At 50.3% G+C, this 13041-nt stretch carries 19 protein-coding genes; 14 read left to right on the forward strand and 5 right to left on the reverse strand.

Translation table 11 applies throughout. The features are described from left to right. The first annotated feature begins 11 nt into the window (after window positions 1–11). From LX98_RS12610 to LX98_RS12630, 5 genes are all read left to right on the forward strand, one after another. Window positions 12–434, forward strand: coding sequence for a VOC family protein (locus LX98_RS12610; protein WP_496429236.1), 423 nt, complete (start codon window positions 12–14; stop codon window positions 432–434). A 395-nt stretch (window positions 435–829) separates the two neighbouring features. Continuing rightward, complete coding sequence (locus LX98_RS12615; RefSeq protein ID WP_496429237.1) at window positions 830–1318, forward strand: YchJ family protein; 489 nt, start codon at window positions 830–832, stop codon at window positions 1316–1318. A gap of 296 nt (window positions 1319–1614) precedes the next feature. Next, window positions 1615–2268: a hypothetical protein gene (locus LX98_RS12620; RefSeq protein WP_496429238.1), complete on the forward strand. Its 654-nt coding sequence runs from the start codon at window positions 1615–1617 to the stop codon at window positions 2266–2268. 104 nt (window positions 2269–2372) lie between these two features. Then, window positions 2373–2849 (forward strand): metallophosphoesterase, encoded by a 477-nt coding sequence (locus LX98_RS12625; protein ID WP_496429239.1) that lies wholly within the window; start codon window positions 2373–2375, stop codon window positions 2847–2849. Between the two features lie 27 nt (window positions 2850–2876). Further along, window positions 2877–3206, forward strand: a complete 330-nt coding sequence (locus tag LX98_RS12630; RefSeq protein WP_496429240.1) for a hypothetical protein — start codon at window positions 2877–2879, stop codon at window positions 3204–3206. A 61-nt stretch (window positions 3207–3267) separates the two neighbouring features. On the opposite strand, the gene LX98_RS12635 is transcribed toward LX98_RS12630, so the two are convergent. Then, window positions 3268–3660 carry a hypothetical protein gene (locus tag LX98_RS12635; protein WP_496429241.1) on the reverse strand — a complete coding sequence of 131 codons (393 nt, stop codon included), beginning with the start codon at window positions 3658–3660 and terminating at the stop codon, window positions 3268–3270. A 303-nt stretch (window positions 3661–3963) separates the two neighbouring features. Between LX98_RS12635 and LX98_RS12640 the strand changes: the two genes are divergently transcribed. The 9 genes from LX98_RS12640 to LX98_RS12680 all read left to right on the forward strand — a co-directional run bounded on the left by LX98_RS12640 (window position 3964) and on the right by LX98_RS12680 (window position 10201). Next, entirely contained in the window at window positions 3964–4317 is a 354-nt protein-coding gene (locus LX98_RS12640; RefSeq protein WP_496429242.1) for a YajD family HNH nuclease, read from the forward strand. An 81-nt stretch (window positions 4318–4398) separates the two neighbouring features. Then, entirely contained in the window at window positions 4399–4815 is a 417-nt protein-coding gene (locus tag LX98_RS12645) for a hypothetical protein (RefSeq protein ID WP_342349618.1), read from the forward strand. 275 nt (window positions 4816–5090) lie between these two features. Further along, the gene (locus tag LX98_RS12650) at window positions 5091–5372 is read left to right on the forward strand and encodes a peptidylprolyl isomerase (RefSeq protein WP_312745986.1); all 282 of its coding nucleotides are present in this window, start codon (window positions 5091–5093) and stop codon (window positions 5370–5372) included. A 250-nt stretch (window positions 5373–5622) separates the two neighbouring features. Further along, window positions 5623–7257: a phosphoenolpyruvate mutase gene (aepX, locus tag LX98_RS12655; protein WP_496429243.1), complete on the forward strand. Its 1635-nt coding sequence runs from the start codon at window positions 5623–5625 to the stop codon at window positions 7255–7257. 213 nt (window positions 7258–7470) lie between these two features. Continuing rightward, window positions 7471–7674 carry a hypothetical protein gene (locus LX98_RS12660; protein WP_312640062.1) on the forward strand — a complete coding sequence of 68 codons (204 nt, stop codon included), beginning with the start codon at window positions 7471–7473 and terminating at the stop codon, window positions 7672–7674. 6 nt (window positions 7675–7680) lie between these two features. After that, complete coding sequence (locus LX98_RS12665; RefSeq protein ID WP_496429244.1) at window positions 7681–7968, forward strand: type II toxin-antitoxin system mRNA interferase toxin, RelE/StbE family; 288 nt, start codon at window positions 7681–7683, stop codon at window positions 7966–7968. Beyond that, a complete protein-coding gene (locus tag LX98_RS12670) occupies window positions 7965–8294 on the forward strand; it encodes a hypothetical protein (protein ID WP_496429245.1) in 330 nt (109 codons plus the stop codon). Before LX98_RS12665 ends, LX98_RS12670 begins: the two co-directional genes overlap by 4 nt. Before the next feature lie 172 nt (window positions 8295–8466). Continuing rightward, on the forward strand, window positions 8467–9309 hold the full coding sequence (locus LX98_RS12675; protein ID WP_496429246.1) for a peptidase MA family metallohydrolase: 843 nt from the start codon (window positions 8467–8469) through the stop codon (window positions 9307–9309). 139 nt (window positions 9310–9448) lie between these two features. Continuing rightward, window positions 9449–10201 carry an SDR family oxidoreductase gene (locus tag LX98_RS12680; protein WP_496429247.1) on the forward strand — a complete coding sequence of 251 codons (753 nt, stop codon included), beginning with the start codon at window positions 9449–9451 and terminating at the stop codon, window positions 10199–10201. 93 nt (window positions 10202–10294) lie between these two features. Here LX98_RS12680 and LX98_RS12685 read toward each other — a convergent pair whose 3' ends face one another. From LX98_RS12685 to LX98_RS12700, 4 genes are all read right to left on the reverse strand, one after another. Continuing rightward, complete coding sequence (locus LX98_RS12685) at window positions 10295–11446, reverse strand: JmjC domain-containing protein (RefSeq protein ID WP_496429248.1); 1152 nt, start codon at window positions 11444–11446, stop codon at window positions 10295–10297. Then, window positions 11443–11904, reverse strand: a complete 462-nt coding sequence (locus LX98_RS12690; RefSeq protein WP_496430605.1) for a GNAT family N-acetyltransferase — start codon at window positions 11902–11904, stop codon at window positions 11443–11445. Before LX98_RS12690 ends, LX98_RS12685 begins: the two co-directional genes overlap by 4 nt. 475 nt (window positions 11905–12379) lie before the next feature. After that, window positions 12380–12757, reverse strand: a complete 378-nt coding sequence (locus LX98_RS12695; protein ID WP_496429249.1) for a PIN domain-containing protein — start codon at window positions 12755–12757, stop codon at window positions 12380–12382. Beyond that, window positions 12754–12993 (reverse strand): type II toxin-antitoxin system prevent-host-death family antitoxin, encoded by a 240-nt coding sequence (locus LX98_RS12700; RefSeq protein WP_496429250.1) that lies wholly within the window; start codon window positions 12991–12993, stop codon window positions 12754–12756. The genes LX98_RS12695 and LX98_RS12700 overlap by 4 nt, the downstream gene beginning before the upstream one ends. Window positions 12994–13041: the final 48 nt, after the last annotated feature.

The following is a 13041-nucleotide window of genomic DNA, read 5'->3' on the forward strand; positions in this document are numbered from 1 at the left end:
CGGAGACCAGCATGACGCTTCGCCCCTTCCATCTCGCTTTCCCCGTCCATGACATCGACGCCGCCCGCGCATTCTGGGGCGGCACGTTGGGGTGCCCGGAAGGGCGCAGCGCGGATACGTGGATCGATTTCAACTTCTACGGTCATCAGATAGTGACTCATCTCGTGCCCGGAATGGAGGCGCCGGACGCGGGCGGCAATGCAGTAGACGGCCAACATGTACCCGTACCGCATTTCGGCATCGTGCTGGAGATGAAGGAGTGGCAGGCGCTCGCCGACCGCCTCGTCGCCGCGGGCACTAAGTTCGATATCGAACCCTATGTCCGGTTCAAGGGCGAGCCGGGCGAGCAGGCGACGATGTTCTTCCGCGACCCCAGCGGCAATGCCGTCGAGATGAAGGCGTTCGAGGATCTGAGGCAGCTGTTCGCCAAATAGGGATCGCTACAGAGAACGCGCGCGGATTACGACAACGGCTCGCCGGACCCCATGAGGCCAATCAGGCGTCACGTCCAACAACAATCCTAAAATCTATTAAAATGAAGAAATGAAGTACTTGCAGCAACCAAGGACTATTGAGGTTCCCGGCAAATCATCCATGTGCGCCATGTGGGTGCGTGGTATTCAAAAATGTCCACCAAGCATGGCTTTAGCAACAGAGATGGACCTGCTATTCAGGGCGGGTACGATTAGAGACAGGAAGCGGGAAGACTGCTGACCGGACCCTCAATACTTTAAGAGAAAAATTAAATGCCGGGCCTTTTGACTTTTCGGCTACTCTCGACGTACAAGAGTCATTCATCATTGGGATGTCCTTAGATAAGGAGTCGTACATGCAGTGTCCGTGTCAGAGTGGAAAGACCTTTAAGCAATGCTGTGAGCCCGTCATCACCGGAGTGAAACAGGCAGAGACGGCCGAGCAACTCATGCGGGCCAGATATTCGGCCTACACGCAAGTCCAGATGGATTTTATCGAAAAGACCCATGACCCCAAAACCCAACACGACATCGACCTTGAGGCCAATCGCAAGTGGGCGGAAACCACCAAGTGGACGGGGTTAGAAATTCTTACGACGAAACAGGGCGGAATGGACGATGAAGCGGGCCTCGTCGAATTCAAGGCCACATTTGAAACAGATGAAGGCCCTCAAATACATCATGAACTAGCCGAGTTTCGGAAACATGAGGGGACCTGGTATTTCTCCGACGGCAAAAGTCCTGGAGTTCGAACCGTCGTTCGTACCGAGGCCAAGATTGGACGTAACGATCCGTGCCCCTGCGGCAGCGGAAAAAAGTATAAAAAATGCTGTGGCAATGCCTGAGCATTCCCTTCATCTCTATCGTGTTTATATCCTATTTCCTCCCCCATGGGGGAGGGCCTCCGATCTAAGCCTCTTTCCATCCTGGATACCTAACGCCAGCAAGCTCAGCCGAATTTCCCTCTAATACTATTATCTGATTCTGCCTGTCATTTCTCTAGAACTCCCCTAACCTGCCGATAAAGCCATGGTAATGCCATGCGGGGCCCGTGCGGACAATTTTAGGTGCATCTTCTTAGCATTCCTGGAAGGAACATGTGCGTGACGTAGACCCCTTTCCCAATACTTGAGTTCTCCCCATGTCCACCCTTGAACTGATCTATTGGTTGTTTCAAATCATCCTATTTGTGATCACCACTTGGGTTGGAGAAGTCTCAAACCTCTATTGTCTCATTAAACCAGCTCCTGAATCTGCACGCTTCGAGGAACTCCGCGGGTCGGGAGAGGTTGTCTTTATTCCTGTGGGTCGTTTTCCAATCCCGCCGCTGGAAATGTATGCTCAATTCTTTCAAGAAACATACGGACTTCCCGTCACCGTTACTCCTCCCCTCCCTTTGCCGCTCTCGGCTTTTGACCCCGATCGGGGGCAATATATAGCAGAAGAAATCCTGAAAGAAATCCAAAGACAGGTCGCCGATGCCAAAACAAACATGCCGTTGATCCCGATCATCTTTACCGATCAAGACATGTATATTCAAAAGTATAATTGGCAATACGCCTTTAGTCTCCGAGAGAATGGCATGGCCGTAGTGTCCAGTGCGCGGATGGGTTTTAGCCTCAATCCCTTTACAGAGGCGGATCAGGAAACTCAAGAAGCCCGCTTACGGAAAATGGTGACGAAGAACATCGGGATATTGTATTACCACCTCCCCTTTAGCGATCACTGCCGAAGTGCCATGTATGGCCATGTTGGTGGCCCTCAAGAACTTGATTTAATGAGTGACCATTTATAATGAGGAACCATGGCGCAGGTTGGGGAGAAGAATACAAGAATGGAGCCTGACCACCTGAACATGTTCTTTGCCGAGTGGCTACACCGCTTTAAAGAAAACCTCACATGACCATGAAACGTCTATTCGCAGTTCTCTCAGTGCCATTTTTGGGTGTAATCTTGTGGGCGCTTTGGTGGGAGCCGGCCAGCCTCCATAATGAAACCCACAAATTGGCTATTCCATCCTGGCCTCAGAAGTGTGAGGCTCTTACAGTGGCCGTACTTGCGGATCTGCATGTGGGCTCCCCGTTCAATGATCTCAACCACTTGGAAACAACCATTGACCTGACACTCAAAGCCAAGCCGGATCTCATCCTGTTGGCTGGAGACTATGTCATTCATGGTGTCCCTGGTGGACAGTTCGTCTCCCCTCAAGAGTCGGCCGCGCATCTTGCGAGGTTGTCAGCTCCACTGGGGGTGTTCGCAGTCCTAGGTAACCATGACTGGTGGCATGACGGACCGGGTACGATTTCCGCATTTCAACAAGTCGGCATTCAGGTACTGGAGGATTCCGCAGTTCCAATCCAGTCAGGAATCTGTTAATTCTGGCTAGCAGGAATTAGCGATTACATGGAAGGCGCGCATGATGTCCCGTTAGCCCTATCTCAGATTCCAGAGGATGCCACCATCCTAGCCTTTACACATAACCCCGATATCTTTCCTGAAATTCCCTCTCGTGTTGCTTTGACCGTGGCTGGGCACACACATGGTGGACAGGTCTATCTGCCCTTGATCGGCCGGCCAATCGTACCGTCCCAATACGGAGAACGATTTGCCATCGGACATATCATTGAAAATGGCCGCCATTTGTTTGTCACTTCGGGACTCGGCACGAGTATCTTCCCCGTCCGTTTTCTTGTTCCACCCGAAATCTCCGTCCTTATCCTTCATTCGACCTAAGAAAATGCCCATTTAATGTATTAAAGGAGTGGTGACGCTACTCACCTGACTGATATTCCCGTTATCCCGTCTTCCCCGCCCCCTGCCATAGCATATCGTAGCCAAGTTCTTTTGTCTCAGAACACATCGTAGCCAAAACGGCGAAAGTTTTATTGAAAAGTTCATCGGCATGAGATTTTTCATGATCCTCAAATGAACTCCAATATGTCACAATCGCGTAATGGTCATCTGCGGTTTTTGATTCACTGAGGGACCCTTGGTCAGAAACAAAACCTGAAAATTTGAACACCTGCCCGGCGATGAAGCCCCCTTTGTCACCGCCATATGTTTCCTTGACGACCATGCACATCTCTCCAACGGCCACCTCCACCTGCTCGAAGGTAATGCCGGGCTTCAATTTGACCGTGTTAAACAACATTTTCGCCCCAAATGGAAGAGTAATAGGACCAAACATGGCACCCTCCTGGTATCGGCACCCCTACAACGCGGGTGCCTATTAAAAGAATGATCGGAGCAACCCTATCGGCAGAACTCAACCTCATAGTAGCACCAACCCACAGGGCTCGCAGGCCTCATCCCACACATGTCGCAATTCTCATTCAACGATTGACAACACATCGGCCATGCTCAACGCAGTGCCCTTACAAACCGGATTGACAAAGACCAGGAAAACTTTGAGAATCCTGACATTGAATGCACGCGGCTATTCATCGCTGGCGACAGACCACCCATGCCATCACGTGAAAGGACTCACATCATGGGGAATGCTTACCGGGGTCGGCACAAACTGCGACGACTCCAAAAACCCGCAGTGGACAAACCCATTGACGAACTACTCAAAGGATTGAGACCCAAGCCTTCAGCCTCGAGCAACAGCTCCTATCGGGAACAGTCACTCAAGATTCACGGGCTCATTTGTGCCAAATGCGCCAGAGAATTCGACCTCAAGAACAGACATCTCCTCACGGTGCACCATAAGGACGGCAATCACCACAACAATCCACCGGACGGATCGAACTGGGAGAACCTCTGCGTATACTGCCACGATGATGAACACAGCCGGGGAATCCTTGGTGATTATTTGCGAAAGGCAAAAGAGGACAAGCCTTAGGGAATAAGTCTACACTCCCTGAGTGAACGCAGCACACTTGTTATTGGCTTGAACGAATTGACGGAGAGGGTTGGTCATCCTATGCTGAGGAAAGAATCACTAAAGGGGATACATGGCATCTATGTGGTCGTAGAGGACTTGGGACCAGAACTGAGAGGCGTATTAAACCGAAGTGAGGTGCGCAAACGAGTGGAGGCACAATTGCAAACGGCGGGGATTCGCCTGGTCAAAGAACTCGAAGCTGCCAAATTGCCCGGAGAGCCTTATTTATATGTCAATATGGCGGCTCTTCCCTTGGGCCCAAAGCGTTACGCCTGTCGGATCGACCTTGAAGTCCACCAACTGGTCGCCCTTGTTCATAACTCCTCCACAGGACACGCCATCACTTGGGAACAAGGCGTCGTGACGGCGGGTGGGGTCAAAACCATTTTCAACAATTTTGACGAATTGGTTTTGGATTTTATTTGTGATTACCTGGCGATGAATCCCGACAACTAATTTATCAACTCCATTACCGCCTCTCGTTCTTGCGAATCTCGCGCTCTTCTACCGGGACTCGTTCCCCCTTTCACCGGCATCCCGTCTCACACGATGACCGGGCCTCTTCCATCAAACCCGTTCCTGATTCCCAGGACATTCGCCCGTCCACCATACATTATCAACAAGAGGATTTCACGGGTTGCGCCGGCTGATTCTCCTGAAATTTGACCTTGACTGGTCAATCATGAGAAAAGGACCATTGTCCAATTTTCTAGCTTAGAAGGAGAATGCTCATGGCGAAAGCGCGCGCCCGTCACATTTTGGTTTCAACAGAAGAAGCATGCAAAAACTTAAAAACACAAATTGAGGGTGGTGGAGATTTTGCTGCCGCTGCGAAGGAACATTCCACCTGTCCATCAGGCAAACAAGGTGGCGATCTGGGCGAGTTCGGCCCGGGTCAAATGGTCAAAGAATTTGATGAGGTTGTGTTTAGCGGAGAACTCGGCAAGGTCCACGGCCCGGTCAAAACCCAGTTTGGGTACCATCTTCTTGAGATCACCAGCCGCACTCCATAAATTGTTCACTGTTCATATGGACAAGGGCATGGTTTCGTGGCTATGCCCTTTTCCTGACCCCTTCATTTCCAAAATCTGTCACAAGCCTTGGCGTCAATCATTCTTCCCACTCGTTCATCCGACAGATTCAGGGACCAAACGTCTTCCCGGCTTCCCAATCAGACACGGAAAGGTTTGGCAGCAGTAATCCCCTTGATGTAGACTTCAGTACTTCATTGAACGATCTGAAACACTGTCACATTTACTGATTATGCCAAGCGAACCCCAGCCGCCAAAATCAACGCAATTCAAAAAGCTCCTCTTGTCCCCCCAGCTTGAATTTATCTGCGAGGCTCACAATGGGCTTAGCGCCAAGATCGTGGAAGAAGCAGGATTCCATGGCATCTGGGCCAGCGGGCTCTCGATCTCGGCTCAATTCGGCGTGCGGGATAACAACGAGGCCAGTTGGACACAGGTCCTGGACAATCTGGAATTTATGTCTGACGCGGCCCGCATTCCGATTCTCCTCGATGGAGATACAGGATACGGCAACTTCAATAATATGCAGCGTCTCATTCGCAAACTAGAACAACGTCATATCGCGGCCGTGTGCATTGAAGACAAGTTGTTTCCGAAGACGAATAGCTTTCTTAAGGGTGACACACAGCCCATGGCCGACATGGAAGAATTTTGCGGAAAAATTAAAGCCGGTAAAGATGCGCAATCCGATCCGGATTTCTGCATCATCGCCCGGGTGGAAGCGTTCATCTGCGGATGGGGACTGACGGAAGCCTTGAGACGGGCAGAGGCGTATCGCCAGGCCGGGGCGGATGGCATTCTGATTCACAGTGCGCTGGCGGTGCCGGATGAGATTCTGGCGTTCAAGCGGGAATGGAGCAATCGCTCACCGGTGGTGATTGTGCCCACAAAATATTACTCCACTCCCACCGATGTGTTCCGGCAGCATGGCTTTTCCATGGTGATTTGGGCGAATCACATGCTCCGCGCCGCAGTCGCCACCATGCAAACGACCGCCCGCGTTCTGAAGGAACAGGAAAATCTTTTATTCATTGAGGATAACATTGTGCCCGTCTCTGAGGTTTTTCGTCTGCAAGGTGCAGATGAACTCATGGAAGCCGAGCAACGCTACCTTCCTAAAAGTGCCGACCGCGCATCGGCTATTGTCCTCGCCGCTTCCCGTGGGGATGAGTTAGGGGACCTCACCGAAGACAAACCAAAAACCATGGTGAATATTCGTGGCGTCCCGCTCCTTGCTCATATCGTTGACGCCTACAACAGTGTGGGCATCAAGGACATTCTTGTGGTCCGGGGGTATAAGAAAGAAGCCGTCAATCTTCCCAATTTGACCTATGTTGATAACGATGCCTTCGCGGAAACGGGAGAATTGGATTCCTTATTGAAAGCGCTTCAATCAAAAGAAGCCCGATTCCACGACACCATCGTGTCCTATGGCGATGTCTTGTTTAACACGTACATCCCTCAGGCATTGCTGCAAACCAAAGATGACTTTGTCATTTTTGTGGATAGCCACTGGCAGGAAAAAACGAGTTACACGAGGCTTGGTGGATTTGCTGAATGTACCGCTCCAAATTCCCGAAAGGCCTTTAACGTCCAGATTCATCTCAAGCAATTAGGCAGGGCAGTGCCTTCGGACATGATTCATGGCGTATGGATGGGATTTTTTAAAGTCTCGGCTCAAGGTGTCACACAATTGCATGAGGTCCTTACCGAACTTCTTGCCGACCCGAATCACAGGAAAGCAGGAATGGCCATTCTATTTCAGGAGTTATTACGAAGAAACTATTCAATCAGGGTGCTTTACACAGTCGGACATTGGCTGGACATTAACAGCCTCGATGATGTCGTCGAAGCTGGAAGTTTCTAAACTTCGTTCTCTGAATTTTTCTTGAATGGACGAGAAATCCCGGGCTTCAGTCCGGAAGTTGAAAAGTTGCCTGATGCGTCTCGAAGAGCACGACCTTTGTTGTGGAGGCAAAAGGACCAACATCCCATTATATCCCGTTCAGCCTCATCAAATGAGGTAGAAGAACTATCAATCATTACAGGATCAGGTACTTATCCGAATGGAGGCTTCACAATGAAAATCTCCGATCTCTCTCAGAAAGAATTTAAAGAACTGGTTAATAGCATGGTGGATGACCGGTTGTGTGAACTGCTGGGCGATCCCGATCTTGGCCTGGCTCTGGATGACAAGGTGCGGGCGCAATTAAAACAAGTATTGAATTCCCCGGAGCGGGTAACGGGAGAAACCGTCGCTGAACGACTGGGTCTCAAGTGGTGAGATGACATGGCCTGGTATCGCGTCACCTATCAACCTTCAATCCTGGACGACCTTCAATCAACCGACCAGGGTATGGCCCAGCGCCTATTGAATAAGACCAAGTGGTTGGCCTCGAATGTCGCCAACCTTCGGCATGAACCCCTGCACGAGGATCTTCCCGGTCTCGTCCAATACGCCGTGGGAGACTGGCGCATTCTCTACTCCATCGACCCGGACGAACGTGTCGTCCACATCCATCGAATTGCGACCAGGCGAGAACTATACGCCAATCGCACCGCATATCAGGATTCATGAGTCGGTCCGAACAGATCGAACAGGAACTCATCAAGGCCGCCAGGGGACTCCAGGATGGGAACGATGGGTTGGCCAGAGTGTGCGCACGACGAGCCGTCGCACTGGCCGCCCAGCAGTGGGCCGAGCAACAGAATCTGGCAACCTGGAAGGGAGATGCCATGCATCACCTTCGGCAGATTCAAGCAGAAACCACGTTTCCACCACCGGTGAGAGCGGCCGCGCAACGACTGCTGACCAAAGTGACGGAACAGACACAATTGCCCATGACCACGGATCCCGTCACCGACGCCCGCATTATCCTTGATCACCTGCATGCAGAGATCTGAAGCCAGGCATTTGGAAATCCATCCAGGCCTTCAAGCCTTCCTCAGAGAACCTTCACTCCTTGGCTAGCCAATGCGTTTTTGCAGAATCCAACAAAGATTTCGCAAATCCAAGTGTCATTTTACAAAGCTTGCAAAGATTGGACTCCAACTCCTGCTACTGACAATCATTGTGATGATGGCTCACCCCGGACTAGTGATGGGAGCCGCCTCCCCCCAATTCATCATTGAAGCCCCGGAATCCTTGGAACCCTTAGCTGCCCACTTGAAGGACAGCAACCCACAAGCCCTTCAGCGAATGATGGACTTTATGGGACTTGAACATCCCGGACTTCCCATTCGAGTCATCCTGGCGCCAAAGGAATCGCCCCTTGCACAGGAAGCGCCGGAATGGATATCTGGTTACGCAGTCAGTCAGACTTCCACAATTGTGCTCCTCACTGACCGGAGTTTGACCTATCCGAATGATTCACTCAATGAAGTCTTCCTGCACGAAATCAGCCATATCCTGGCCCATCGGGCGGCAGGAGAACAGCCTTTGCCCCGATGGTTTGATGAGGGATTAGCGATGATGGCCGCCCGAAGGTGGGATTTGGAAGACCGAGCCCGATTAGTCTGGGCAATGGTCTCAGACACGCAAGTCTCCCTGAATGAACTCAATACTCTCTTCAGCAAGGACGAGACCTCTGTCCGACGGGCTTATGTGCTGGCTTACGCCTTTACGCGAGACCTCCTGGAACACACAGGACAGGATACCCCCAAACGTATTCTGGCAAGAATCCAACAAGGCATGTCCTTTCCTGAAGCCTTTGCACAAACCACCTCCATGACACTCACAGAAGCAGAAGAGCAGTTCTGGGGTCGGCAAACCCTTTGGAATCGCTGGATCCCTGTGGCCACCAGCTCAGGAATGGTTTGGCTCGCGATCACTCTCCTGGCCTTTTGGGCATTTACCAGACAGCGGAAGCGAGCCGCAGCCATCAAGAGAGAATGGGAAGAAGATGACAATGATCTCTGATGGGTTGTCTCATGACAAACACCTCAGAACCATTCAGCAATGTGTTGTTGGAAGAGAGATGAAAATTTCATTCTAAAATGTTTTACTGGAGTGACATGCGATTGCAATGTTCTCTATCTACCTTGAAAGGAAAATTTCTATGTCTCAAAGACTCAAAGACAAAATTGCCGTCATTACGGGTGGCAATAGCGGGATTGGTTTGGCCGCAGCTAAATTATTTCAGGCTGAAGGGGCCAGGGTGATCATTACGGGAAGAAGGAAGGAGGCGGTGGAAGCGGCAGTAAAAGAAATCGGAGGAGCAAGTGCCGGTTTCGTATCAGATACCGGGAATCTCAATGACATCGCGGATTTGTATCAACAAATACACAAGACTGCGGGAAGGATCGATATTCTCTTCCTCAATGCAGGCATTGCGATCTTTGGCCCATTTGACACCGTAGACGAAGCCACATTCGATAAGATGGTCAATGTCAATTTTAAAGGCCTGTTTTTCAATATTCAAAAAGCCTCGCCGCTTCTGAATGAAGGAGCGTCGATCATTATCAATTCGTCCATCGCGGACCAGAAAGGATTTCCCAATTCCAGTGTCTATGGCGCAACCAAAGCGGCCGTTCGGAATCTGGCCAGAACCCTGTCGACTGAATTTCTTGAGAGAAAAATCCGGGTGAACGCTCTGGCCCCTGGACCAATTGATACACCTATTTTTGAGAAAGTGGGTGTTCCTGCAGAAGAAGTTCCAGGCATGAAAGCAAGCTTTGGTGACCAAAATCCCATGAAACGAATGGGAAGCTCACATGAAGTTGCCACAGCCGCGCTATTTCTCGCATCAGATGATTCATCTTACATTACAGGGATTGACCTCACCGTCGATGGAGGCGCCACACAACTCTAATTTTTCACAGATGATGGCAGCCAACCAGGGGGCCGATCAGTTGCTTTGGCCTGAAAGGGATCCTCTCCTTCCAGGAAAGGCGGAAAAATATTTTTAGGCCGAAAGATAGAGACTGCCGTGTCTCAGTAAATCGAGGAGTAAAGAATCATGACCTTCCGACGAGACGTAGTGCTCCGAACTGATTTGGCGTTCGGCGCACAACGTTTTCACCAGATCGGTCATGAGCGCAGTGCAGGTGTACTGACGTCCATCAACAAATAGCCAGAGATTCTGTCCATGTTCATGAAACGCAAAACGTGAGCCTTCATTTCTGACAAGTTTTCCTCCCTCCGAAAGATGGGTACGAACATCTTCCAGACGGTGTTTCTCCGGCGTCGTCTCCTCATCCTGATATTTCGGAGAAGTCATATAACAACCAAACCATTGAGCCAGTTTCGCATCATCCTCGACATACCGGGTAAAGATCTTCTGAACTTTTCTAACCGCCTCGGATGTAATCTGGCCGGGATTGGCTTGCGGAACCAGATCCGAATCCGCATAGCGAACCTCTTCGCTCAGCGCTTCTCCAACAGACTCGGAATAGTCGAGCAAGATATCCCGATGAGACGGAGCGCGAAATCCCACCGAACAGGTCATGCAATCCTCACCCACGGCTATCCCGTTATGTCCGACACGCGGGGGGATATAAAGCAGATCGCCCGACTCCAATATCCACCGTTGCTCCGGATTCCATTTGGACAAAATCTTGACCGGAACATCGGAGCGACGAGGAGACGTTTCATCATAGATCCCCCCGACTTCCCATTGGCGGCAGCCACTAACCTGCACCAGAAACACATCATAGTTATCATAATGCGGTCCGACACCACCCTTGTCGCCGGAATAGCTGATCATCAAATCATCAACCCGCCAACTGGGGATAAAATAAAATTGCGCAAGAAAGTCAGCGGCGGCCGGCACCCAATGATCGACAGCCTGAACCAACAAAGTCCAATGGGCGGATGGCAGGGCGGAAAAGGTCGCATCAGTAAACGGACCATGAGAAAGCTCCCATTGGTCGCTTACGGGATCTTGTATGATCAGCCTCGATTCGACTTGTTCTTCGCACGCGAGACCGGCCAATTCATCAGCCGCAATCGGCGGCTTGATCCCGTGCAAGGCCTGCCGAATCAACAACGGCTTCTTCTGCCAATATTCTTTGAGAAAGGTCTCAAGTGAAAAATCCCCCAGAGGATTAGTTTTCATACTGACGCATCTTTCACCATGTCAACATGAGGAATGCCATCTTCGAGATAACCATCCGACACTTGGATAAACCCATACTGCGCATAAAATCGGTGAAGGTGGCTTTGTGCAGATATTTTCATAGGGATCTCTGGCCAACAACCGGATATTTCCTGCAAGGCTGTCTGTAACAGTTGATGCCCAATCCCCTGCTTACGGAAATCAGCCTTCACCACAAACCGCCCCAGATTCACCTCAGGATGACAGAGTCCAGGGGGGAGAATCCGTGCATAAGCAATCAGTTCTCCACCCTCATTGCGGCAAGAAAGATGTTTCGTCTCCGGATGTCGATCATACTCATCCATTTCCCGATAGGCACATTGTTGCTCCACCACAAACACATCAACCCGCAACTGCAAAATTTCAAACAATTGCTCAACAGTCAATTGCTGAAAGGTTTTCACTTTCCACTGAACAATGTTCTTATTGTTTGCCAAAATTTCAGGGTCTCTAATCAGTATCAAACGAATCTGTTTTCTAATGAATGAGCCATGTAGAGAATGTATTGAAGGTCTTTCGTCTTCCGCTATAACTTGCTCAAATTGTCTTTTTTTTATATTTATTTTTAATACTACCCTTCACAAGGAGGTACCTATGAAGAAGCTTTCTAAGCTTCTGATGTGGACTTCTCTTCATGGCGCACCGGCTAGAACCGGAGGTTGCTAACCCAAAGGGGAGTCATAGGGCGTTAAAGAGCTAAACGGACTCTCTGCTTATACGAGTAGACCCTTCCATCCTTTTTTCTAGAATTGGGTGGACTCGAATTTGAGATATGCTTGGAGGTGCGGGTTAGGTTTGCTCTTCCCCCAGCTCTCCGAGAGATCTGGCTATGAGTGAATGCTTGTGGCACCTCCAATGCCCGTTTTTCCCCATTAAGCCCTGCACCAGAATGCCTCACGTCAAGAGGATGGAGACTCCATACTGCTCCATTCGAGTATCATGTGTGATAATCGTTAATTGTTCCGTTTGAGCTTGGGCAATGAGCATGCGATCAAACGGGTCATCATGATGACGGGGTAGATTTCCGGCAACAAGTCCATGCCGGATTGAAATTTGAAGGTGTTGAAAACTATTCGACTCCAGGACTTCTTCCAGTTCATCCGGGGCCTGGAGCTTACCCAGTGCCCGCTTGATGGAAATTTCCCATGCGGTGACGGCACTCACAAATATCGTGTTTTCTCCATTTTTTATCGCAACAGCAGCTTTGGTTGCGAGTGATTTATGATCACTCAGCCACCAGAGCAAGACATGGGTATCTAATAAGAATTTCACCCAGCCTCACCTCTGAATGCCCGGGAGAGATCTTCGGGAAGTTCATCAAAATCCTTGGAGATTTTGACTTTGCCCTTCCAGGACCCTGGCTTTCTCGACTGTTGTTTAACTTGATAGGGAATGAGCTTAGCCATTGGTCTTCCCGCTCGAGCAATAATAATTTCCTCCCCGGATGCCGCTAAATCGAGCAGTTGCGAAAGGTGAGTCTTGGCTTCATAGACATTAACCGTTTTCATGAGATTCCTCCACGCCTTGGTCTAGCTTGACCAACTCATCATACACCG

The organism is Nitrospira marina (assembly GCF_059568365.1).